20 protein-coding genes are annotated in these 23668 nt (G+C 69.1%); 6 read left to right on the top strand and 14 right to left on the bottom strand.

All coding sequences use genetic code 11. The features are described from left to right. Nucleotides 1-121 precede the first annotated feature (121 nt). On the top strand, nucleotides 122-391 hold the full coding sequence (locus DW306_RS15340; RefSeq protein ID WP_136056453.1) for a DUF4031 domain-containing protein: 270 nt from the start codon (nucleotides 122-124) through the stop codon (nucleotides 389-391). Here the strand turns inward: DW306_RS15340 and DW306_RS15345 are convergent. Next, entirely contained in the window at nucleotides 353-2983 is a 2631-nt protein-coding gene (locus tag DW306_RS15345) for an Rne/Rng family ribonuclease (RefSeq protein ID WP_240747218.1), read from the bottom strand. The two genes, DW306_RS15340 and DW306_RS15345, sit on opposite strands and share 39 nt — an antisense overlap. Nucleotides 2984-3263: 280 nt before the next feature. Between DW306_RS15345 and DW306_RS15350 the strand changes: the two genes are divergently transcribed. Further along, nucleotides 3264-3875: a vitamin K epoxide reductase family protein gene (locus tag DW306_RS15350; protein WP_136056454.1), complete on the top strand. Its 612-nt coding sequence runs from the start codon at nucleotides 3264-3266 to the stop codon at nucleotides 3873-3875. 64 nt (nucleotides 3876-3939) lie between these two features. Here DW306_RS15350 and ndk read toward each other — a convergent pair whose 3' ends face one another. The 5 genes from ndk to DW306_RS15375 all read right to left on the bottom strand — a co-directional run bounded on the left by ndk (nucleotide 3940) and on the right by DW306_RS15375 (nucleotide 10667). Further along, nucleotides 3940-4356, bottom strand: coding sequence for a nucleoside-diphosphate kinase (ndk, locus tag DW306_RS15355; protein WP_067120383.1), 417 nt, complete (start codon nucleotides 4354-4356; stop codon nucleotides 3940-3942). Nucleotide 4357: 1 nt separating this feature from the next. Beyond that, nucleotides 4358-4780 (bottom strand): DUF4233 domain-containing protein, encoded by a 423-nt coding sequence (locus tag DW306_RS15360; protein ID WP_136056455.1) that lies wholly within the window; start codon nucleotides 4778-4780, stop codon nucleotides 4358-4360. Then, nucleotides 4768-6120, bottom strand: a complete 1353-nt coding sequence (locus DW306_RS15365) for a folylpolyglutamate synthase/dihydrofolate synthase family protein (protein WP_136056456.1) — start codon at nucleotides 6118-6120, stop codon at nucleotides 4768-4770. The genes DW306_RS15360 and DW306_RS15365 overlap by 13 nt, the downstream gene beginning before the upstream one ends. Next, the gene (ileS, locus tag DW306_RS15370) at nucleotides 6117-9497 is read right to left on the bottom strand and encodes an isoleucine--tRNA ligase (RefSeq protein ID WP_136056457.1); all 3381 of its coding nucleotides are present in this window, start codon (nucleotides 9495-9497) and stop codon (nucleotides 6117-6119) included. Before ileS ends, DW306_RS15365 begins: the two co-directional genes overlap by 4 nt. Before the next feature lie 330 nt (nucleotides 9498-9827). Next, entirely contained in the window at nucleotides 9828-10667 is an 840-nt protein-coding gene (locus DW306_RS15375; protein WP_136056458.1) for a DUF559 domain-containing protein, read from the bottom strand. Nucleotides 10668-10920: 253 nt separating this feature from the next. Here DW306_RS15375 and DW306_RS15380 point away from each other — a divergent pair, with 253 nt between their 5' ends. Next, nucleotides 10921-11571 carry a pentapeptide repeat-containing protein gene (locus tag DW306_RS15380; RefSeq protein WP_136056459.1) on the top strand — a complete coding sequence of 217 codons (651 nt, stop codon included), beginning with the start codon at nucleotides 10921-10923 and terminating at the stop codon, nucleotides 11569-11571. Here the strand turns inward: DW306_RS15380 and DW306_RS15385 are convergent. The 4 genes from DW306_RS15385 to DW306_RS15400 form a co-directional block, all read right to left on the bottom strand. Further along, nucleotides 11561-13069 carry an ABC transporter ATP-binding protein gene (locus DW306_RS15385; RefSeq protein WP_136056460.1) on the bottom strand — a complete coding sequence of 503 codons (1509 nt, stop codon included), beginning with the start codon at nucleotides 13067-13069 and terminating at the stop codon, nucleotides 11561-11563. The genes DW306_RS15380 and DW306_RS15385 overlap by 11 nt on opposite strands. Further along, entirely contained in the window at nucleotides 13066-13878 is an 813-nt protein-coding gene (locus tag DW306_RS15390) for an ABC transporter permease (protein ID WP_136056461.1), read from the bottom strand. The genes DW306_RS15385 and DW306_RS15390 overlap by 4 nt, the downstream gene beginning before the upstream one ends. Further along, a complete protein-coding gene (locus DW306_RS15395; RefSeq protein WP_205814190.1) occupies nucleotides 13875-14819 on the bottom strand; it encodes an ABC transporter permease in 945 nt (314 codons plus the stop codon). Before DW306_RS15395 ends, DW306_RS15390 begins: the two co-directional genes overlap by 4 nt. Before the next feature lie 87 nt (nucleotides 14820-14906). Beyond that, a complete protein-coding gene (locus DW306_RS15400; RefSeq protein ID WP_136056463.1) occupies nucleotides 14907-16523 on the bottom strand; it encodes an ABC transporter substrate-binding protein in 1617 nt (538 codons plus the stop codon). A gap of 170 nt (nucleotides 16524-16693) precedes the next feature. On the opposite strand from DW306_RS15400, the gene valS reads away from it, so the two are divergent. Together valS and DW306_RS15410 are read left to right on the top strand one after the other, a co-directional pair. Then, nucleotides 16694-19285 carry a valine--tRNA ligase gene (valS, locus tag DW306_RS15405; protein WP_136056464.1) on the top strand — a complete coding sequence of 864 codons (2592 nt, stop codon included), beginning with the start codon at nucleotides 16694-16696 and terminating at the stop codon, nucleotides 19283-19285. After that, nucleotides 19285-19500 (top strand): hypothetical protein, encoded by a 216-nt coding sequence (locus tag DW306_RS15410; protein WP_136056465.1) that lies wholly within the window; start codon nucleotides 19285-19287, stop codon nucleotides 19498-19500. The genes valS and DW306_RS15410 overlap by 1 nt, the downstream gene beginning before the upstream one ends. 26 nt (nucleotides 19501-19526) lie before the next feature. Here the strand turns inward: DW306_RS15410 and DW306_RS15415 are convergent, their stop codons facing one another. The 4 genes from DW306_RS15415 to tdh all read right to left on the bottom strand — a co-directional run bounded on the left by DW306_RS15415 (nucleotide 19527) and on the right by tdh (nucleotide 22659). Further along, nucleotides 19527-19745, bottom strand: a complete 219-nt coding sequence (locus tag DW306_RS15415; RefSeq protein WP_136056466.1) for a hypothetical protein — start codon at nucleotides 19743-19745, stop codon at nucleotides 19527-19529. Beyond that, a complete protein-coding gene (locus tag DW306_RS15420; RefSeq protein WP_136056467.1) occupies nucleotides 19742-20353 on the bottom strand; it encodes a helix-turn-helix domain-containing protein in 612 nt (203 codons plus the stop codon). Before DW306_RS15420 ends, DW306_RS15415 begins: the two co-directional genes overlap by 4 nt. A gap of 84 nt (nucleotides 20354-20437) precedes the next feature. Then, a complete protein-coding gene (locus DW306_RS15425; RefSeq protein ID WP_136056468.1) occupies nucleotides 20438-21616 on the bottom strand; it encodes a glycine C-acetyltransferase in 1179 nt (392 codons plus the stop codon). After that, nucleotides 21616-22659 carry an L-threonine 3-dehydrogenase gene (tdh, locus tag DW306_RS15430; RefSeq protein ID WP_136056469.1) on the bottom strand — a complete coding sequence of 348 codons (1044 nt, stop codon included), beginning with the start codon at nucleotides 22657-22659 and terminating at the stop codon, nucleotides 21616-21618. Before tdh ends, DW306_RS15425 begins: the two co-directional genes overlap by 1 nt. An 82-nt stretch (nucleotides 22660-22741) precedes the next feature. Between tdh and DW306_RS15435 the strand changes: the two genes are divergently transcribed. Next, entirely contained in the window at nucleotides 22742-23659 is a 918-nt protein-coding gene (locus DW306_RS15435) for a LysR family transcriptional regulator (protein WP_136056470.1), read from the top strand. Nucleotides 23660-23668: the final 9 nt, after the last annotated feature.

The raw sequence follows: 23668 nt of genomic DNA on the forward strand, positions 1-23668 counted from the left end.
AAGGCTCTCCGCTCCGACCGACGAGGACGGGACGGCATACGCACCAAGGGACTACTTTACCGGATGCGGGCTGGTGTCGCAAAGCGAGCCGGGTGGCGTGTCCGAGCCATAGGCTGGCGGGATGACCGTACTCATCGACGATCCGCTGTGGCCCGCGCACGGGCGCCTCTGGGCGCACCTGGTCAGCGATGCGGATCTCGACGAGCTGCACGCCTTCGCGAAGGCGCACGACGTCCCGGCCAGGGCCTTCGACCTGGACCACTACGACGTGCCCGCAGAACTCGTCCCCCGGCTCATCGCCGGGGGCGCCGAGCACGTCGAGGGCAGAGAGCTCGTGCGTCGCCTGATCGCGTCAGGACTCCGAGTCCGCGGTCGCGACCGGCGCCGCTGACGCGTCGTTGTTCACCGACACCGGGGTGCCCGTGAGCGCGGCAGTGGTCACGCGACGGCGTCCTCGTCCCTGACCGGGGGCCTTCGGCTCCGGCAGGGCGTCGAGCACCGAATCGAGCAGCGCTTCGGCCGGCGACTTGGGTCCCTTGCGGTCGGAGCCGCGCTTCTTGCGCGGCTTCTTCGCGCGCTCGGGAGCGGCGGTCTGCACGGACTCGGCCGAACCCGCATCCGCGGCGACCTCGACCGGCTCGAGGCTCGGCGCGAGAGTGGAGGCGGCGATCTGCGCGAGAGCGGACTTCGCCCCCTCAGGGATGCTGTGGGTCACGTTCGGGGCGGGCGGGGCGCTCTGGCTCTGCCCGTTGCCGCCGCGCTGGCGGCGGTTGCCCTGGCTCCCGCCATTGCCGTTGCCGTTGCCGCCGTTGCCGTTGCTGCTGGAGCGGTGCTTGACGACAGGATCGTGGTGCACGATGACGCCGCGGCCGGCGCACACCTCGCACGCCTCGCTGAAGGTCTCGAGCAGGCCGAGACCGAGCTTCTTGCGGGTCATCTGCACCAGACCGAGCGACGTGACCTCGGCGACCTGGTGCTTCGTCCGGTCGCGGCTGAGGCACTCGATGAGGCGGCGCAGCACGAGATCGCGGTTGGACTCGAGCACCATGTCGATGAAGTCCACGACGATGATGCCGCCGATGTCGCGCAGACGCAGCTGGCGGACGATCTCCTCCGCGGCCTCGAGGTTGTTCTTGGTGACCGTCTCCTCGAGGTTGCCGCCCGAGCCGACGAACTTGCCGGTGTTGACGTCGACGACCGTCATGGCCTCGGTGCGGTCGATCACGAGCGAACCGCCGGAGGGCAGCCACACCTTGCGGTCCAGCGCCTTCTCGATCTGCTCGGTGATGCGGAACGCGTCGAACGGGTCGGTCTCGTCCTCGTAGGCCTCGGTGCGCTCGAGCAGGTCGGGGGCGACGCTCTCGAGGTACGCGCGGATGGTGCGCTGCGACTCCTCGCCCTGGATGAGCATCTTCGTGAAGTCCTCGTTGAAGACGTCACGGACGATCTTGACGAGCAGGTCCGGCTCGGCGTGCAGCAGTGCGGGAGCCTGCTGGTTCTCGACCTGCTTCTGGATGTGCTCCCACTGCGCGGTGAGACGCTGCACGTCGCGGGTCAGCTGGTCCTCGGTGGCGCCTTCGGCCGCGGTGCGCACGATCACGCCCGACGACTCCGGGAGCACCTCCTTGAGGATGCGCTTGAGACGGGCGCGCTCGTTGTCGGGAAGCTTGCGGCTGATGCCGTTCATCGATCCGCCGGGCACGTACACGAGGTAGCGTCCCGGGAGCGAGATCTGGCTGGTCAGACGGGCGCCCTTGTGGCCGATGGGGTCCTTCGTGACCTGCACGAGCACACGATCGCCCGGCTTGAGGGCGAGCTCGATGCGGCGGGGCTGGTTGCCGGTCTCGACGCCGTCCCAGTCGACCTCGCCGGAGTACAGCACGGCGTTGCGGCCGCGGCCGATGTCGACGAACGCGGCCTCCATGCTGGGCAGCACGTTCTGCACACGACCGAGGTACACGTTGCCGATGAGCGACGCGTCCTGGTTGCGGGCGACGTAGTGCTCGACGAGGACGCCGTCTTCGAGGACGCCGATCTGCGTGCGGCCGTTCTTCGCACGGACGACCATCTTGCGGTCGACGGACTCACGGCGCGCGAGGAACTCCGCCTCGGTCACGACCGGGCGGCGGCGCCCTGCGTCACGGCCGTCGCGACGACGCTGCTTCTTCGCCTCGAGACGCGTGGAGCCCTTGATGGCCTTCGGCTCGGTGATGTACTCGACGACGCGCTGACGCTGACGCGGCTCGTCGCGCTGGTCGCGCTGGTCGTCTCCGTCGGAACCGCCACGGCGACGACGGCCGCGACGTGCGGATGCCGGCTCGTCCTGGTCGCGCTCGGCGATGCGGTCGAAGATGCGCTCGTTGCGCTCGGGGCGCGCCGGGAGCGGAACGATCTCCGGGGCGTAGAAGTGCAGCTGCGTGGAGACCTGCGAGACGAACACCTCGGGCAGCAGGCCCAGTGAGACCGCGGTCACGGGTGCGTCAGCTGCCGGCTTCTCTTCCGCGGGCTTCTCTTCCGCGGGCTTCTCTTCCGCGGGGATCTCTTCGGCGGGCTCCGAATCCGGCCCGAGCTCGACACTCGCTGCGACGATGGCCTCGGCCACCACCTCGGCGTCGGCATCCGAGTCGGCAGCGGCATCCGTCTCGTCGGCGGGCGACGCGTCGTCCGCCGCGATCGTCTCATCCGCATTCAGAGCCTCGGCTGCGGCGACAGCTTCCTCGACGTCTGAGGCGGGTGATCCGCCGTCCGTCTCATCCGCCGCGATCTCGGCCTCGGCTGCGGCGACGACCGCGTCGTCGGACGCGATCACCCCGTCGGCGGACGACGCGGAGTCCTCGACCGGCGCCTCGTCGGATGCGGCCTCTTCGGCCTCACCCTCCGGCGTCGCGTCGGCGTCGGGAGCGTCGGACTCCGTCAGCGGCTCCGCGGCGTCAGCCGGGATGTCGAGGGTAGGGGCGTTGTTGTCATTGTTCTCATCGGCCATCTCTGGCTTACTCCCTGCGCGGTGCACTGGTGCTCCGCGAAATCTCGTGCGACACCCGCGGGTGCCGCGAACTCAATCGGCGTGCGACCGGCTCATGGCTCTGATCGCGTGGGGCATGGGGCCCCCAAGTCTGCGTCGATGCGTGTCGCGGCGGCGCCGTTCATCGCATCACAGGCCATTATCGCACCAAGTCGCTCCGATTACGGCATCACGCCGTCGAGCGGTGTTTTCTCCGGCCTGTTCTCGCCACATCCATAGCCGTCACTGAGATACTCCACATATGAGCGAGCAGCGAACCCGCCCCGTCGTCTACGCCGTCTGGCTGATCATCGCGAGCATCATCGGCTGGTTCGCCGCCTTCCAGCTCACCGTCGAGAAGTTCGCGCTGCTGGAGAACCCGCAGGAGGCGTTGGCCTGCGACGTGAGCCCGTTCATCCAATGCAGCAAGAACCTGCAGTCGTGGCAGGGCGAGGTCTTCGGCTTCCCGAATCCGCTTCTGGGCCTGACCGGCTGGATGGCGCCGCTCGTCGTCGCCGTCGCCCTCCTCGCCGGCGCTCGTTTCCCTCGGTGGTTCTGGGCTGCCTTCGGTGCAGGCGTCACCTTCGCCTTCGGCCTCGTCTGCTGGCTGATCGGCCAGAGCCTCTACGACCTGTTCGTCCTGTGCCCCTGGTGCATGGTCACCTGGGCGGTCACGATCCCGACCTTCTTCGCCACGATGCTCCATCTGACCCGCAACGGGACCTTCACGAGCAAGGAGAGAGTACGGGAGCGCGCGGACAAGCTCATGGCCTGGGTACCGCTGGCGACGATCGTGGCGTACGCCGTGATCATCCTGCTCGCGCAGCTGCAGGGCCTCGACTTCCTCGGAGAGATGGCGAACCTCATCTTCTGAGCCCCTGCCCCTCGACGACGAAAGCCCGTCCCCCGCGAAGGAGGACGGGCTTTCGCGTGTGGTCTCAGTCGAACCAGATGCCGAGCTCGCGGGCGGCCGACTCGGGGCTGTCCGAGCCGTGCACGAGGTTCTGCTGCACCTTCAGGCCCCAGTCGCGACCGAAGTCGCCGCGGATCGTGCCCGGCGCGGCGGTGGTCGGGTCGGTGGTGCCGGCGAGCGAGCGGAAGCCCTCGATCACGCGGTTGCCCGCGAGGCGGATGGCGACCGACGGGCCCGAGAGCATGAACTCGAGCAGGGGCTCGTAGAACGGCTTTCCCTCGTGCTCGGCGTAGTGCGCGGCGAGCAGGTCGCGGTCGGGCTCCACGAGGCGGATGTCGACGAGCGCGTAGCCCTTCGCCTCGATGCGGGCGAGGATCGCGCCGGTGAGGCCGCGGGCGACGCCGTCCGGCTTGACGAGGACGAGTGTTTCTTCGGTGGCCATGTCATTCACTCTCTGTCTGAGTCTCGGTCGAGGGCTCGGCGGGACGTCGTGCGTCCAGGCGGGCCCCCATGATCGTCGCATACGCCCACATGCCGCCGAAAATCAGCACGGCGATGAGAACGGCCGGAACGAGGAATGCCGCCAGCGCGATGAGCACCTGGATCACCCAGCCCGCGGTGATCGCCCACGGCCGGGTGATCATGCCGGCCACCGCGATGCAGGCGAGTCCGACCACCGCTCCCGCGACGATCCCCCACCACGGCTCGATTCCGGCGGGGAGCGCCTTGAGTCCGAAGATCGTCAGCCCGATGAGGAACACGACGATCGCCTCGAACCCGAGCACGATCGGGGCGAGCTTCTGCACCAGCGTGCGCGGCGGGCGCGGACGGCGACGCGGAGCGGCATCCGCACTCACGCGCGCCACCCCGACTTCCAGTCCTCTTCCTCCGCGAGGGCGATCGCCTCACCGGCGAGCACCACCGATCCGGCGATGACGACCGCGCGGCGATCGGAGGATGCCGCCCACTCGCGCGCCGCGTCGGCCGCGTCGGCCAGTGAATCGTGCACGGTGGCGCGGTGGCCCGTCTGCTCGACGAGGTCGGCGATGGCATCCGCATCGCTGGCGCGATCGGAGTCCGGAGCCGTGGCGAACACGTGCGCCGCCGCCGGGGCGAGCTGCGCGATGATGCCGGCGGCATCCTTGTCGGACAGGATGCCGAGCACGACGCCCCACTCGTCGAAGTCGAAGCTGTCGTCGAGCGCCTGCACCAGCGCCTTCGCACCGTGCGGGTTGTGCGCGGCGTCGACCACCACGGTCGGAGCGATGCCGAGCAGCTGCAGGCGACCGGGCGAGGTCGCGCCCTGCAGGCCGTCGGTGATGATGTCGGCCGCGATGGGACGGGAGCCGCCGCCGATGAGCGATTCGACGGCCGCGACCGCGAGCGCGGCGTTGTGGCCCTGGTGTGCGCCGTAGATGGGGAGGTACTCCTCGACGTACTCCCCCGCGAGACCGCGGATCGTGAGCAGCTGACCGCCGACCGCGAGCTTCTGGTCGACGAGGCCGAACTCCTCGCCCTCGAAGGCGATCGTCGCGTTGCGCTCCGCAGCGACCCGCCGCAGCACCTCGGCGGCCTCGGCCGGCTGCTGCGCCGACACGACCGCGGCGCCCTCCTTGATGATGCCGGCCTTGACCTCGGCGATCTCCGCGATCGTGTTGCCGAGCCGGTCCGCGTGGTCGATGTCGATCGGAGCGAAGACGGCGACGTCGCCGTCGGCCGTGTTGGTGGAGTCCCACTCGCCGCCCATGCCCACTTCGAGCACGAGCACGTCGATCGGCGCATCCGCAGCGGCCACGAAGGCCAGCACCGTCAGCAGCTCGAAGAACGTCAGCGGCGCATCGCCCGCGGCGTCGAGCTCGGCGTCGACGATGTCGACGAAGGGCTCGATCTCGTCCCAGGCGTCGGCCACGGCCTCGTCGGCGATCGGCTCGCCGTCGATCATGATCCGCTCGGTGAATCGCTCCAGATGCGGGCTCGTGAAGAGTCCGGTGCGCAGCTCGTGCGCCCGGAGAAGGCTCTCGATCATCCGGGCCGTCGAGGTCTTGCCGTTCGTCCCCGTGATGTGCACGACCCGATACGTGCGCTGCGGGTCGTCGAGGAACGCCAGGATGCGGGCGGTGCGCTCCTTGCGCGGCTGCACCCAGCGCTCGCCCGCACGGCTCAGCAGAGCCTCGTAGACCGCGTCGGCCCGGTCGCGAGCGCTCATGATGCTGCTCCGATCCTGCTGACGGCGATGGTGAAGTCGCCGCGGTTGGCATAGGTCTCGGCGGGAATCGTTGCCGAGTGCTCAGGTGTCGACGGCACCTCGCCGTCTCCCAGCAGGACCTCGTCCTTCGCTCCGAGCTCGTAGGCGAGCGCGAGCGTCTCGCCGGCGATGTCGGCGACATCGAAAGCGGTCCGCACGGCCAGCAGGTCGTCTCCGGACGTGAACCACAGGCGAAGCGCGATGCGGTCGCTCACGTCGAACTCGGCGTTCTTGCGGGTCTCCTGAACCGCGCGGATCACGTCTCGGGCGAGACCTTCTGCCTCCAACTCCCCCGTGGTGCGGGTGTCGAGCAGCATGAACCCTCCACTCGGCACGAGGGCGAGCGCTTCGCCCTCCGGCCGCCCGGCGGTCTCGAGCGCCAGGTCGTATTCGGACGGCTCCAGCGCGATGCCACCGGCGGTCACCACCCCGTCGACCTCGGACCAGTCGCCGGCCTTGGCCGCCTTGATCACCGTCTGCACGTTCTTACCCAGACGGGGACCGGCCGCGCGGGCGTTCACGCTGAGACGGTGGGTGATGCCGTAGTCGGCAGCAGTTCCCTCCGCGAGCGGCACCAGCTCGACCGCCTTGACGTTGAGCTCTTCGCGCAGGATGTCCTCGAACTGTCCGAGCGAGGCGGCCAGCGGAGAGACGACCGTCAGACGGGCCAGCGGCAGGCGCACGCGCAGCTTCTCCTTCTTGCGGAGCGCATTGCCCACGCTGGAGAGCTCGCGAACGGCATCCATCGCGTCGCGGATGTCATCGGCGGCCGGGAACGCCTCGGCATCCGGCCAGTCCTGGAGATGCACGCTCCGACCGCCCGTGAGTCCCTGCCACACGCGCTCGCTGATCAGCGGCACGAGGGGCGCGGCGACGCGGGTGAGCGTCTCCAGCACCGTGTAGAGCGTGTCGAAGGCCTCTCGGCTCTTCGGATCGGCGGTCACGCCGACCCAGAAGCGGTCGCGCGACCGCCGGATGTACCAGTTGGTCAGCACCTCGCCGAAGTCGCGCAGACGAGCGGATGCCGTCGTCGAATCGAGCCCCTCCAGATCAGCCCGCACCTCGCGCACGAGGTCGCCGAGCCGCGCCAGGATGTAGCGGTCGAGCACGTCGGTGGAATCCGTGCGCCACGACGCCTCGTACCCGTCCGGGCCCGACGCATTGGCGTAGGTCGCGAAGAAGTACCACGAGTTCCACAGCGGCAGCAGGAACTCGCGCACGCCGGCGCGGATCCCCTCCTCCGTCACGGCGAGGTTGCCACCGCGGAGCACCGAGCTCGACATCAGGAACCAGCGCATCGCGTCGGAGCCGTCGCGGTCGAGCACCTCGCTGACGTCCGGATAGTTCCGCAGCGACTTCGACATCTTGTAGCCGTCGCTGCCGAGCACGATGCCGTGGCAGCTGACGCCGGTGAAGGCCGGGCGATCGAACAGCGCGGTGGAGAGCACGTGCATGACGTAGAACCAGCCACGGGTCTGTCCGATGTACTCGACGATGAAGTCCGCCGGTGCATGCGTGTCGAACCACTCCTGGTTCTCGAACGGGTAGTGCACCTGCGCGTAGGGCATCGACCCGGAGTCGAACCACACGTCGAAGACGTCTTCGATGCGGCGCATCGTGCTCTTGCCCGTGGGGTCGTCCGGGTTCGGCCGCGTGAGGTCGTCGATGTACGGGCGGTGCAGGTCGACCTCGCCCTCGGGGTTGCGCGGAAGCGTGCCGAAGTCGCGCTCGAGGTCTTCCAGCGAGCCGTAGGCGTCGACGCGCGGGTACTCCGGGTCGTCGCTCTTCCAGATCGGGATCGGCGAACCCCAGTAGCGGTTGCGGCTGATCGACCAGTCGCGCGCGCCCTCGAGCCACTTGCCGAACTGGCCGTGCTTCACGTTCTCGGGCACCCAGGTGATCTGCTCGTTGTTCGCGAGCATGTCGTCCTTGATGTCGGTGACCCGGATGAACCAGCTCGACACCGCCTTGTAGATCAGGGGATTCCGGCAGCGCCAGCAGTGCGGGTAGGAGTGCTCGTAGCTCTGCAGGCGCACGAGGCGCCCGTTGTCGCGGATGATGCGCACGAGCGGGGTGTTCGCCTCCATCCACAGCTCACCGGCGACATCGGTCACGTTCGGGAGGAAGCGGCCGCCGTCGTCGAGCGAGATGATCGTGGGGATGCCGGCGGCACCCGCCACCCGCTGGTCGTCCTCACCGTAGGCCGGGGCCTGGTGGACGATGCCGGTGCCGTCGCTCACCGTGACGTAGTCGTCGACGAGGATGCGCCAGGCGTTCTCCGTGCCGTAGGTCTCCTCGTCGGCGTAGTAGTCGAAGAGCCGGTCGTAGGTGACGTCCTCCAGATCGGCGCCGCGGAGAGTCGCGTCGACCGCGGCGAGCGCGTCCTCGCCACTCTCGTAGCCGAGGTCCTTCGCGTATCCGCTCAGCAGCTCGCGGGCGAGCAGGTAGCGGTGTGCGGACGCCTCGACGGCGGCATCCGTCGTTCCGGGCGTCTGATGCACGTCGGCCGCACCGGCGGGACCCGCGGGCAGCACGACGTACTCGATGGCGGGCCCCACGGCGAGCGCGAGGTTCGTCGGGAGCGTCCAGGGCGTGGTCGTCCACGCGAGGGCGCGCACGCCGGTCAGGCCGAGCGACTCGGCCTTCGCACCGGTCAGTGGGAACGTGACGGTGACCGAGGGATCCTGGCGCATCTGGTACACGTCGTCGTCCATGCGCAGCTCGTGCGCCGACAGCGGCGTCTCGTCGCGCCAGCAGTACGGGAGCACGCGGTAGCCCTCGTAGGCGAGGCCCTTGTCGTACAGGGTCTTGAACGCCCAGAGCACGCTCTCCATGTAGCCGAGGTCGAGGGTCTTGTAACCACGGTCGAAGTCGACCCAGCGGGCCTGGCGCGTGACGTAGTCCTGCCACTCGTGCGTGTACTTCAGCACCGAGGAGCGCGCCTTCTCGTTGAAGACGTCGATGCCCATGGCCTCGATCTCGGCCTTCTCGGTGATGCCGAGCTGCTTCATCGCCTCGAGCTCGGCGGGGAGACCGTGCGTGTCCCACCCGAAGACCCGGTCGACCTTGTGTCCGGTCATGGTCTGGAAGCGGGGGAACACGTCCTTCGCATACCCGGTGAGCAGGTGCCCGTAGTGCGGAAGACCGTTGGCAAACGGGGGTCCGTCGTAGAACACCCACTCGGGCGATCCTTCGCGCTGCGCGATCGAGGCGCGGAAGGTGTCGTCCTTCTCCCAGAAGTCGAGCACCTCCTCCTCGATCTGCGGGAAGCGAGGGCTCGGCGCGACAGAGGCGGCCTGGTCGGCGGCGGGTCCGAAGGAGGAACGGGGGTAGGTCATCGTGTCTCGCAGTGGTCGTCGTGGCGGATGAGCGAGGACGATCCTCGCGGACCGCGGTACCACCTCGCGTGCGCGCCTCACGGCGGGCCACTCTCACTGCGGCTGTGACGGGCCTGCCCCGCTCGGTTCTACTGGGCCCGCTCTCTCGCGAGGGAGGGCTGTTCTTCCGAGAGCTCCCCGGTGATGCCGGATCGATGCTCGTGCGTCCATTGTACGCGCGCTGCAGGCCGGGGTCAGCGCCCGTACATCTCGGAAGGGGATGTGCACCTGAGAAGGACGATCACGGCCGATCCGTCCTCGCGAGGCGCACATCCCCTCGTGCGGCGCTGATCACCGAGCGAGGTGGTGCCCCTGGGCGACCGCGCGCATGATCAGATCCTGCACCGAAGCCCAATCGAACATGACCTGGTGATAGGACACACGGATCACCCGGTATCCCCTCAGCATCAGCTGAGCATCGTGCCTGATGTCCGCCGATCGCTGAGACCCCACGTGGTGAGAACCGTCGATCTGCACCACCAGACGATCGCCGATCAACGTGTCGACTCGATGGCCTCCGATCCAGATCTGGACTCGGATGCGGAGCTTCAACCACCGGAGCCGCTCGCGCATGTACGTCTCGAGTCCGGCGTCGGAGAAGGGAATCGCACGCTCCAGCACCCGTCGCGCTTCGGTCTTCCAATGGAGTCCCCGCAATGATTCGACCGTCACCAGGTTCTTGTTGAGCGCGGATTCCCAGGTCGCGAGCGCCTGCTCGAACGGCTCGCATTGCGCGATGTGCGCCAGGACGTTCTCGATCGGATCGACGAGTGCATCCGGATGACGTGGCACAGGGCAACGACCCCGATGGAGCTTCGCTTCGAACGGAAGCTTCCGCGCGCTGTGCGGCGGTATCGCGAAATGCGGCCGGCCCCGGTGGTCGTGCACCCACAGCCCGAGTCGACTCGCCTGCGTGCGGCACGTGAGCACGACGCCGAGTCGTGCGGCCGCCACCAGCATTCTGTCGGCGTCCTTCGCCGCCAGCCATCCGCGTCTCGGTCTCGTGATGGCGCCGCTGGCGACGCCCGCTTCCGCCGTCCGTCTCCCGAATCCGTGCTCGGTGACGATCCCGGTCCGGGAAACGCCGCCGAGTCCCGCCAGAAGTGCTGTCAACTCATCCAGTCGTTTCATCCGGAGTAGCGTGCCCGGACCGACATCCGATTTCACGTCGACGAGCGCAGGATCGCCCCGGGATGTGCACAACTCGACGCTTCAGGATGCCGTGCAGCAACGGCGAAATGCCTCGCGGCCCGAGTACGCCTCGGCAGGAGAAGTGCGCGCGACAAGGTTGTTCTCGACCGACGCATCCTTTCGGAGCGCGCATGTCCTTCTCTGGCGTACACGCGTCCGCGCGGCTGTCGGCCACTCGGCATACTCTCGAACCATGGCCCGCACGACCGAATCCCCCGCCGCTCCTCGCGTCTCTCCCCCTGATCTGCCCGACCGTCTCGATCCGGCGATACCCCGTCGCAGCGCGGACCTCCTCGCTGCGAGCCTCGACCTCGCGGGCGACGCAGACCTCGCCTACGCGTCCCTCGAGCAGTGCACGATCACGGCGGATGCCGATGCCGTCGATCTGACCGGCGCGACGCTCCTCGACGTCGCGCTGACGGGTGTGCGCATCGCGTCGCTGAAGATGCGGGATGCCGGGATCCGGCGGATGCAGATCATCGGGGGCCGGATCGGCACGCTCGACCTGAGCGGGGCCCGCATCGACGAGCTCGAGCTGCGTGATCTGCGCATCGACTACCTGAACCTCGGCGCGGCGCGCGCGACCGACGTCGAGATCGCCGACTGCCGCATCCGCACCATCGACATCCCGCAGGCCGAGCTCACCCGCGTGCGCTTCAGCGCGACCTCCGGCGACGAGGTCGACCCCCGCGGCATGCGCGCGACCGACGTCGATCTCCGCGGGCTCGACGCCCTGTCCTACCTCGATGCGAACAGCCTCCGCGGCACGACGCTCACCGGCTTCCAGGTGCAGCAGCTCGCTCCGGTCATCGCTGCCGGCCTGGGGATCCAGATCAAGGAGTGACGGAGGCGCTCGCGTCGAGCAGCTCCCTGGTGAACGGATGCTGCGGCGTCGAGAACACCTCGCCCGTCGCACCCTGCTCGACGATGCTTCCGTCCTGCATCACCAGGATGTCGTCGGCGACCGCGCCGACCACGTCGAGGTCGTGCGACACGAGGATCATCGTGAGTCCCCGCTCCTGCTGCAGCCGGGTGAGAAGGCGGAGGATGCGCTCGCGCACCGACGGGTCGAGCGCCGAGACGGGCTCGTCCAACACGAGCACCTCGGGGTCGGCGGCGAGCGCGCGGGCGATCGCCGCCCGTTGACGCTGTCCGCCGGACAAGGCAGCCGGACGCCGGGCGGCAAGGGCAGGATCGAGATCGACTTCGGCGAGGAGGGCGGCGACCCTGGCCGTCCGCTGAGCGCGCGGCACCCCACCCGCTTCGAGGGCCTCGCGCAGGGACCGGCCGACCGTCCAGCGCGGATCGAACGCCCCGAGCGGGTTCTGGTGCACCAGCTGCACTCTCCTGTCTCCGGTCCAGCGCAGCCCACCCGTGTCGGGCTTCTCGACGCCGACGATCATCCGCGCGAGGGTCGTCTTGCCGGAGCCCGACTCCCCCACGATCCCCAGCGTCCGCCCCTCGGCGACGGAGAACGAGGCATCGACCACCGCGGCCGTCTCGCCGAAGCTCTTCGATGCCTCGACGACGGTGAGCACCGGTGAGGCCGCGAACGACGACGACAAGCGCGGTTCGTGCATGGTCGCGGCGATGAGCTGCCGGGTGTACTCGTGCTGCGGATTCTCCAGGACGTCGGCGACCGGCCCGGTCTCGACGACCTCCCCGTGACGCATCACCAGCACCCGGTCGGCGAGCCGGCGGACGGCGGCGAAGTCGTGGCTGATGAACAGGACCCCCGTACCCGAGTCGGCGATCTCACGCAGCAGCCCGAGGATGCGCGCCTGCACCGTCGCGTCGAGCGCCGTCGTGGGCTCATCCGCGACCAGAATGACCGGGTCCGCGGCGATGGCAGACGCGATCAGCGCGCGCTGCCGCAGCCCACCGGACAGCTCGTGCGGGTACTGCCGGACCCGCCGCTCCCCATCCGGCATCCACACCCGCGTCAGAAGGTCCCGCACCCGCGCCGCGAGTGCCGCGCGACCGCGGACGCGGCCGTGCAGGCGCAGAGGCTCGGCGATCTCCGCCCCGATGCGGCGCAGCGGGTCGAGCGACACCAGGGCATCCTGCGAGACGAGTGCGATCCGCGCCCCGCGCAGCGACCGCCACTCCCGTTCGCCGAAGGCCGCGGCATCCGTTCCGTCGATCACGAGCCCGTCGACGGTGACGTCGGCGCCGGACGGTGTCAGACCGATAACGGCACGGGCTGTGAGCGACTTCCCGGCGCCGGACTCGCCCACGATCGCGACGCACTCGCCCGGTGCCACCGAGAAGGAGACGCCGTCCACGACCGTCGCTCCGTCGAACGCGATCTGCAGTCCCTGCACCTCGAGCAGCGTGGTCATGACACCCGTCCCTCTCCCCGTGCGCGCAGGATCCGCCCGACGACGGTCGCCGAGACCACCGTGAGCGTGATCGCGATGCCGGGGAAGACCGAGATCCACCACGCCTGACCGAGCACGTTGCGGCCGCCGGCGAGCATGAGCCCCCACTCCGGTGTCGGCTCGGACGGCCCGAGCCCGAGGAAGCTCAGGCCCGCGGCGGCGAGAATGCTCGACCCGATGCCGATCGTCGCGAGCACGCTCAGAGAACCCAGCACTCCCGGGGCGACATGCCGCACGAAGGCGCGCGCCGGCGCCACCCCGAGGATGCGCGCGGCCTCGACATGCTCCGCGACTCTCAGCGTGCGCGTCTGCACCCGGGCGAGGCGGATGTACACGGGGCCGGCGGCGAGCGTCACGGCGATCGCGATGTTGACCGGTCCTGGCCCGAGCACGGCGACGACGACGAGTGCCACCAGGAACTCCGGGAACGCCATGAGCACGTCATTGATCCGCATCATCGCGGCATCGATGCCGCGCGGGGCGAGACCGGCGAGAGAGCCGAGCACCAGACCGCCGACGAGGGCGATGCCGGTGGCGAGCAGCCCGATGCCGAGCGAGCGGCCGGCTCCGTACACGACCCGCGAATAGACGTCGCGTCCGCTCTGATCGGTGCCGAAGAGGTGCTCGCCCCCCGGCGACAGGAGCGCCGAGCGCACATCGGTCTGCAGCGGATCGTGGGTCGCCAGCACCGAGGGCCAGAGGGCCGCGAACACGATCAGTGCCAGCACGCCGACCGCGACGCCCAGCAGCACCCGCTGCGCGAGCCTCATCGGATGCCGCCAGGACGAGAGACCGTCACCCGGGGGTCGATCAGCGGATGCAGCAGCTCCACGACGAGGTTCACGGCGACGAACACCACGGCACTCAGCAGGATGATCCCCGTGATGACGGGCAGGTCGCGGTCGCTGATCGCGGCGAGCGTGACACGGCCGAGTCCGGGGCGCGCGAACACGGTCTCGACGAGCACCGCCCCGCCCAGCACTGAGCCGGTCAGGTAGGCGGCGAGGGTGATCGCGTTGGCGGCCCCGTGCCGCAGGCCGTGCCGCAACGTGAACCAGGTGGGACCGGCACCGCGCGCACGCACGGTCTCGGCGAACGGCATCCGCTCCGCCTGCACGAGCCCGTCCCGGAGCACCTGGCTGAGGAGAGCCGCGACCGGGAGCGCCAGCGTGATCGCCGGGAGCACGATGGTGGCGGGGTTACGCGCCCCCGACACAGGGAACCAGCCCAACCCGAACGCGAAGACGCTCAGCAGGATCAGTCCGATCCAGAACACCGGAGACGACAGCACCACGAGCTCGATGCCGGCCGCCACGGCTCGACCCGCCTGACCCCGCACGAACACCGCCACGGCCAGAGCCAGCACCACCGCGAGCAGGAGCGCGAGCGCCGAGAGCTGCAAGGTCGCGCCGAGCTGCCGGCCGATGACCTCGGTCACCGGCATCCGCAGCTGGTACGACTCCCCGAGGTCGCCGCGAGCCAGCTGGCCGATGTACGTCAGGTACTGCTCGAACGGCGGGCGATCGAGACCCAGGTCGCTCCGGATGCCGTCCTTCACCGCCTCGCTCACCTGCGCCTGCGGTCCGAGCATCACGGACACGGGGTCTCCCGGGATCACCCGGAAGGCGAGGAACGCGACCGTCGCCGCGCCCCAGAGGACGATGACGACGGATGCCACGAGGCCGGCGACACGGAGCAGCGCAGCCTTCACCGCTATCCCTTTCCGGTTCCTGAGCGAGGAGCCCTTCGTCTCGCTTCGCTCGCTCAGGAACCGCGGAGCGACGAGACGAAGGGTCGATCAGCCGACGCTCACATCGTAGAACAGCGGCCGACCGTACAGGTCGTAGTCGAGTCCCTTCACGCGCTCGCCGACCGCGGTGATCGCGGACGGGCTGTAGAGCGGCACGATCGCGGTGTAGGTGGCGTTCCACTCCTGCAGCTGCGTGTAGATCGCATCGCGCGCGCTCTGATCGCTCGAAGCGACGGCCTCATCGAGGAGCGTGTCGATCTCGGGATCGGACACCTGAGCGGCGTTCTGGAAGCCGTCGGTGTGCAGGTGGCTGCGCAGCAGGTCGGGATCGACGCCCGAGAAGCCCCAGTCGGTGAGGTCGAACGTCTTCGGACCGTACTGCTCGTTGTACGCACCCGGTTCGAGGACCTCGCGCTTCACATCGAACCCGATCTCCTTGAGGTCGGACTGGATGGCGTTGGCCAGCGCCGCGCGGTCGTCGGGCACGGGCGTGTAGGCGATCCAGCGCACCGAGAGCGGCTGACCGTCCTTGGTGCGGATGCCGTCGGCGTTCCGCTCCGTCCAGCCGGCCTCGTCGAGAAGGGTGTTGGCCGCGTCCTGATCGAACGGCCAGCTCTTCTCGAGCGACGCGTCGTATCCCGGGGTGGTCGATCCCAGGATGCTCCATGCACGCGGGAACTGGCCGAAGAAGATCTCCTTGACGGCCGGGTCGATGTCGATGCCGCGGGCGAACGCCTGCCGCACCTTCTCGTCGGCGAAGACGCCGTACTTCTGGTTGAGGTACAGCGAGTAGGGCAGACCGGGGTATTCGACCGAGTCGACCGTGATGCCGTCGCCGAGGTCCTTCGCGAGGTTCGGCGGGATGTTGCTGGCGAGATCGGCCTCGCCGCTCTCGACGACGCCCGCGCGGACGGATGCCTCGGGCTGGATCTCGACCCGGAGCGTCTCGAACTTCGGCGCCTTCTCGTCGTGCGGCCCCCAGGCGTAGTCGTCGTTGCGCGTGTAGACGATCTCCTGGTCGGGGGTGTACTCGGTCAGCACGAACGGTCCGGTGCCGACGGTGATGTCCGGGCCGCCCGCCTTCAGCTGATCGCCCGACTCCTCCAGCACCGCCGGCGAGTAGAAGCCGAGCTGCGGGGTGCTCGCGGCCTGCAGGAAGGGCGCGTACGGCTGGGTGAAGCTGACCTTGACGGTGTGGTCGTCCACGACCTCGGTGCCCGCGTAGAAGTCGGCGCCCAGCATGCTCGCCGCCTGCGCGGACGCGGTCTCCGGATCGACGATGCGGTCGAAGTTCGCCTTGACCGCGGCCGCGTCGAACGGCTCGCCGTCGGTGAAGGTCACGTCGTCGCGCAGCGTGAAGGTGTACTCGGTGCTGTCGGCCGACACCTCCCAGTCCTTCGCGAGCCACGGCGAGAACGATCCGTCGTCCTCCTGGAAGACGAGGGAGTCGAGGACGGCGCGCTGCACCATGCCCGAGACGTCGAGCTGGCTGATCTGCGGGTCCATGTGGCCTGCCGAGAGGTTGGCGCCCTCGATGGACCAGACGAGCTCGCCGCCGTCTCCGTCGTCCTGGCCGGCGGGCCCGGCGCAGGCGCTGAGCACGAGGGCGGTGGCGGCAGCGAGTGCGGCGAAGGGCAGAACACGGCGCGCGGGATGTGCGGGCATGACGATTCCTCAGGACGAACGGGTCGGGATGCCTCAAGTCTATGGCCGATTGTTGGACCGGGTCGATCTGCTCCGACATCCACGGTCATCGCCGCTCGGTAGACTGTCGTGCACAACCCACACTCAGGCACGCTCACACAGTGCCGCATACATCGCGCAAGGAGACCGTCATGTCTATTCCCGACAAGCCCGCACTCGAAGGTCTCGAAGCGAAGTGGGACGCCGCGTGGGCGGAACAGGGCACGTACCTGTTCGACCGCCTCCGCGCGGCTGAGGCCGGACGCGAGGGTGTCTACTCGATCGACACCCCGCCGCCCACGGCATCCGGAAGCCTGCACATCGGCCACGTGTTCTCGTACACGCACACCGACGTCAAGGCGCGCTACGAGCGCATGCGCGGCAAGACGGTGTTCTACCCGATGGGCTGGGACGACAACGGCCTCCCGACCGAGCGTCGCGTGCAGAACTACTACGGCGTGCGCTGCGACCCGTCGCTCCCCTACACCGCCGACTTCACGCCGCCGTTCGAGGGCGGCGACAACAAGTCGAGCCGCGCCGCCGACCAGCAGCCGATCAGCCGCCGCAACTTCATCGAGCTGTGCGAGCGCCTCACCATCGAGGACGAGAAGCAGTTCGAAGCGCTGTTCCGCCAGCTCGGCCTCAGCGTCGACTGGACCCAGACCTACCGCACCATCTCCGACGACACGATCCGCCAGAGCCAGCTCGCATTCCTGCGCAACATCGAACGCGGCGAGGCCTACCAGGCTCTGGCCCCCACGCTCTGGGACGTCGACTTCCGCTCCGCCATCGCACAGGCCGAGCTCGAGGACCGCGACCAGCCGGCGGCCTACCACACGATCGAGTTCCCCTTCGCGGACGGGTCCGGCTCCATCGCGGTCGACACCACGCGTCCTGAGCTGCTCCCCGCGTGCATCGCGATCGTGACGCACCCGGAGGGCCCGCACAAGCACCTCATCGGCACGAAGGTGCGCACACCCTTCTTCGGCGCCGAGATAGAGATCCACGGCCACCACCTCGCCCAGCCCGACAAGGGCACGGGAGCGGCGATGGTCTGCACCTTCGGCGACGTGACCGACATCATCTGGTGGCGCGAGCTGCGCACCACCACCGGCGAGTCCCTGCCGAACATGACCACGATCGGCCTCGACGGCCGCTTCCTGCCCGAGGCGCCGGCATCCGTCGCCGACGCGGACGCCACCGCCTGGTACGCCGAGAACATGGGCGGGAAGACGGTCTTCAGCGCCCGCAAGGCACTCGTCGAGAAGCTGCAGGAGACCGGCGACATGACCGCCGTCGGCAAGCCGTTCACTCACGCGGTGAAGTTCTTCGAGAAGGGCGATCGCCCGCTCGAGATCGTGTCGACGCGCCAGTGGTACATCCGCAACGGCGCGCGCGACGGCGAGCTTCGCGACCAGCTCATCGCCCATGGAAACGAACTGGCCTGGCACCCCGACTTCATGCGCGTGCGCTACGAGAACTGGGTGGGCGGGCTCACGGGCGACTGGCTCGTGTCGCGTCAGCGCTTCTTCGGTGTGCCGATCCCGCTCTGGTACGCGCTCGACGAGAACGGGGAGCGCGATTACGATCGCGTGCTGGCACCGGATGCCGCGTCGCTCCCGATCGATCCGACCACCGACGTGCCCGCGGGTTACACCGAGGAGCAGCGCGGCGTGGCCGGCGGATTCGACGCCGAGGCCGACATCCTCGACACCTGGGCGACCTCGTCGCTCACCCCGCAGCTGGCCGGCGGCTGGCAGCGCGACGAAGAGCTGTGGCAGCTCACGGCGCCGTTCGACCTGCGCCCGCAGGGTCAGGACATCATCCGCACCTGGCTGTTCTCGACCATGCTGCGCTCCACGCTCGAGGATTCCCGCGCCCCGTGGCGCAACGCCGCCATCTCCGGCTTCATCGTCGATCCCGACCGCAAGAAGATGTCGAAGTCGAAGGGCAACGTCGTCACGCCCGCCGATGTGCTCGACAACCACGGATCGGATGCCGTGCGCTACTGGGCCGCATCGAGCCGTCTCGGCATGGACGCCGCCTTCGACCCGCAGAACCCGACGCAGGTGAAGATCGGTCGTCGCCTGGCGATCAAGGTGCTCAACGCGGCGAAGTTCGTCCTGCCGTTCCCGGTGCCCGAGGGCGCACAGGTCACGCACGCCCTGGACGCGTCGATGCTCGCGGCGCTCGACGGCGTGGTCGTCGAAGCCACGAAGGCCTTCGACCGGTATGACGCCGCCCGCGCGCTCGAGCTCACCGAGGGGTTCTTCTGGACCTTCTGCGACGACTACCTGGAGCTCGTCAAGGAGCGCGCCTACGACCAGACCGACGTGGGTCAGGCATCTGCCGCCCTGTCGCTGCGTCTGGCGCTGTCCACGCTGCTGCGGCTGCTCGCCCCGGTGATCTCCTTCGCCACGGAGGAGGTCTGGTCCTGGTTCGAAGAGGGCTCCGTGCACACGGCCTCCTGGCCCGAGCCGCTCGGATTCGAGGGTGACCCGGCGGTGCTCTCCGTGGCCAGCGAGGCCCTCATCGGCATCCGCCGGGCGAAGACCGAGGCGAAGGCCTCCCAGAAGACTCCGGTCTCGCGCGCGGTGATCGCTGCTCCTGCTGCGAAGCTCGACGCGCTGCGTGCCGCTGCCGACGATCTCCGGGCCGTCGGCCGGATCGCCGAGCTCGAGTTCACCGAGGCGGAGGAGTTCGCGGTCGTCGCGATCGAGCTCGCCCCGGTCGAGGAGGCCTGATGCAGCTGGGCACGCGCTGGGCGACCGGCTCCGAACCGCCCGCCTCCGTCCCGGCGGCGTTGCGTCCTGCCATCGCTGAGGTCGAGGCTCGCGACCTGACCGGCCACTGGACCCTGACCTGGCTCGAGGGCCGTGCGGTCGCCGAGCTCGATGCGGGCTGGGAAGTCGTCCAGACGGCATCCGGCGACGTGGTCGCCCGCCCGTTCCAGGACTGAGCGCCGCTGCCTGACCCCCGGGCGCTTCAGCGCCGCGGGAGCCCCATCTGCGCCAGCGCGTGGTCGAGGGCCCGGGGGTCCTGCTTCCGCGCCTGCTGCTCGCGGAGCATGTCGAGCGCGATGTCTCGGCGCTCTGCCCGGGCGGCGATCCGACGGTCGACATGTCGGGAGAGTCCGAGAGCTGCGCGCTGGAGGATCCGCTCGAAGGCCGTGGGCGTCGCGAGTCGAAGCGTTGCGGTGGTCATGATCCCTCCTCGGGACTGGTCTGGCGGGAGTCGATCTTCGGCAGATCGAAGATGTCGGTGCGGAGAGACACCCGGCGCACGTCGGGGCCGGTCTGTCCGCGGAAGCGCGCGATGGCGCTCTCGAGAAATGCCTCGACCTCTTCCCTGAGCTCCATCACCTGCGCCGCCGTCATGTCGAGGTGGGTCGTCGCGGTCATGCCGACGTCGCGCCACTCCTCCGGCTCCTGGGACTGCGGGCGGTTGAGGTAGGCCATCAGCGTCTCGTGGCGCAGGCGGAAGAACTCCGACGTGACGATCTGCGCGGCCGCGCGGTTGGCAGGAGACATCGTGTCATCCGGCCCCGGCATGTCGATCCGCCCCTTGGGCCGCTCCCACCATCGCTCGCGGGCGGTGCCGCGGCCCTCGACTTCGCGGATGAGATCGTGTGCGGCGAGGGCGCGCAGGTGGTAGCTCGTCGAACCCGACGTCTCACCGACCAGTGCAGCGAGCGAGCTGGCCGTCTGCGGCCCCTGCGATGCGAGCAGATCGAAGATCCGCACCCGCAGCGGATGCGCGAGTGCCTTGAGCGCCCCCGAGTCGAGGGTCCGGATCTGCGTGTTCTCCGTCATGCATGCAAAGATACTCTTGCAAAGAATTCTTTGCAAGTTTTTCTTTGCAAGGTTTCCTTTGTATCTCTGTGGGCCTTCCGGACCTCAGCCGACCGTGCCCCGCGCTGCGACGAATGCGGCGACGCAACGCTCGATCTGCTCCGCCGTATGCGCTGCCGACAGCTGCACGCGGATGCGGGCCAGCCCGCGCGGAACCACCGGGAAGCTGAACGCGGTCACGTAGATCCCCTGGGCCTGCATCTCGTTCGCGATCTTCGCCGTCTTCGCGGCATCGCCGAACATCACCGGAACGATCGGGTGCTCCCCCGGCAGCAGGTCGAAGCCCTCCGCCGTCATCCGCTCGCGGAACAGCGCGGCGTTCTCGCGCAGCTGGGCGCGCAGGTCGGCAGACCCCTCGACGAGATCGAGAGCGGTCAGCGTGCCGGCGACGATCGCAGGCGCGAGAGTGTTGGAGAACAGGTAGGGCCGCGACCGCTGACGCAGAAGGGCGACGATCTCGGCGTGCGAGGCGACGTATCCCCCGGACGCGCCGCCGAGCGCCTTGCCGAACGTGCCGGTGTAGATGTCGACGCGGTCCGCGACCCCGCAGAACTCGGGGGTGCCGCGTCCGTTCTCTCCGACGAAGCCGACTGCGTGCGAGTCGTCGACGAAGACGAGCGCGTCGTAGCGCTCGGCCAGGTCGCAGATCTCGGCGAGCGGAGCGATGTAGCCGTCCATCGAGAAGACACCGTCCGTCACGACCACGCGGAAGCGGGCATCCGACGCGGAACGCAACTGCTCCTCGAGATCCGCCATGTCGCGGTTGCGGTAGCGCAGCCGCCGGGCCTTCGACAGGCGGATGCCGTCGATGATCGACGCGTGGTTCAGCTCGTCGGAGATGATCGCGTCCTCGGCGCCGAACAGCGTCTCGAACACGCCGCCGTTCGCGTCGAAGCACGACGAGTACAGGATCGCCGCCTCCGTGCCGAGGAAGCCGGAGAGACGTCGCTCCAGTTCCAGGTGCTGCTCCTGCGTGCCGCAGATGAAGCGCACGCTGGCGAGGCCGTACCCCCACTCCTGCAGAGCGGAGGTGGCGGCATCCAGGATCCTGGGGTCGTCGGCGAGGCCCAGGTAGTTGTTCGCGCAGAAGTTCAGCACCTCTGCGCCGTCCGCCGTGATCTCGGCACTCTGCGGACCGCGGATTCCGCGCTCGTGCTTCGTGAGCCCGGCCTCCTCGATTCCGGCGAGCTCCGCTTCCACATGATTCTGGAATGTCCCGTACATCACAGCTCCGTCCAATCGAGGATGATCTTGCCCGTTCCTGCCGACTCCGCCGCGGCGAAGCCCCGCTCCCAGTCGCGCGCCGGGATCACGTCGGCGATCACGCGGCCGATCGCGTCCCGCAGAGGTGCGCTGGTCTGCAGCATCGCCCCCATCGCGTTCCAGGTCTCGAACATCTCGCGACCGTAGATGCCCTTGATCGTGAGCATGTGCGTCACGATCTTGCCCCAGTCGACCTCGAAGCCCGAGCTCGGCAGCCCCAGCATCGCGATGCGACCGCCGTGGTTCATGTTGTCGATCATCGCCGGAAGAGCGGATGCCGAGCCGCTCATCTCGAAGCCGATATCGAAGCCCTCGCGGAGTCCGAGCACGCGCTGCGCATCGCGGATGTCGCGCACCGAGACGTCGACGACCTCGTCGGCGCCCATCAGACGGGCCATCTCCAGGCGCGGGGCGCTGACGTCGGTGGCCGTGATGAAGCGTGCTCCGGCATGCCGGGCGACGGCGATCGCCATCAGTCCGATCGGTCCGCATCCGGTGACGAGCACGTCCTCTCCGACGAGCGGGAACGTGAGCGCGGTGTGCACGGCGTTGCCGAGCGGGTCGAAGATGGCACCCAGCTCCGGGCTCACCTCGGCATGATGGACCCAGACATTCGTGGCGGGCAGGGAGAGGTACTCGGCGAAGGCGCCGTCGCGCTGCAGGCCCAGGCCGACCGTGCGGATGCACATCTGTCGGCGCCCGGCTCGGCAGTTCCGGCACGTGCCGCACACGATGTGCCCCTCGCCGGAGACGCGGTCTCCGACGGCGATGTCGTGCACGAGCGGCCCGACCTCGACGACCTCTCCGTAGAACTCGTGCCCGGGGATGAGCGGCGCCTCGATCGCCGATGCCGCCCAGTCGTCCCAACGGAGGATGTGCAGGTCGGTGCCGCAGATGCCGGTGCGGAGCACCCGGATGATCACCTCGTCCGCGCCGGCGACAGGATCGGGGCGTTCCACGAGATCGAGACCTGCACCGCGTGCGCCTTTGAACAGTGCCTTCATGGTTCTGATCCCACCTCATCCGACCATGAAGAACAATCGCCACCTTCTGCAGTGGTGTTGTAGCCGTCACTAAACTGATCGGGTGGAACTCCATCAGTTGCAGATACTGCGCGAGCTGCGTGCGCTCGGAAGCGTCACCGCCGTGGCCGAGGCCCTGCGTGTGACCCCCTCGGCGGTGTCGCAGCACCTGTCCGCGCTGCAGCGCGGCTTCCGTACGCCGCTCACGCGCAGAGAAGGCAGGACACTCGTGCTCACCCCCGCCGGGGAGGTGCTCGCTGCCGCCGGGGCCGAGGCGATCGATGCGATGGCGGCGGCGAGGAACGCGCTCGACGAGTTCGAGACCACGGTGACCGGTGTCGTGAGCCTCAGCGGGTTCCACAGCGTCGGTCAGGCCCTGTTCGGGCCGCTGCTGCGCGAGCTCTCCGCGACGCCCGACGCCCCGACCGTCCAGCTGACCGACGAAGACGTCGCGCAGAGCGAGTTCCCCGGCCTCACATCCCGCTACGATCTCGTGCTGGCGCACCGGATGGAGCATTCGGATCCGTGGCCCGCGCAGGGCGTGCGCAGTCTGACACTCGTCCGCGAGCCGCTCGACGTCGCCGTTCCGGCATCCCACCCGCTCGCGTCCCGTACGAGCCTCGCTCCGCGCGACGTCGCCGGCGAGCGGTGGGTGACCAGTCGCGTCGGGTACTCCCCCGACGACGTGCTGCGTGCCGTGTCGGCGGTCGCGAGACGTCCCATCGAGGTGCATCACCGCATCAACGACTATGGCGCCGTCTCCGCCGTCGTCGCGGCGGGCGGCGTGCTCGGGATGCTGCCCCGGTTCACGTCCCGAGGAGTCGATGACCGCGACATCGTCCGCGTTCCGCTGCGGGGCGTCAGCACCCATCGGATGATCGACCTGCTCGCCCGGCCCGAGAACCTGCGGCGTCGATCGGTCCGACTCACCGTCGATGCGCTGCAGCGGGTGATGACGCGCCTGAGCGAATCCCCGACCTGATCGCGGCAG

The organism is Microbacterium sp. K24, from assembly GCF_004794465.1.
In the GTDB taxonomy this organism is placed as follows: domain Bacteria; phylum Actinomycetota; class Actinomycetes; order Actinomycetales; family Microbacteriaceae; genus Microbacterium.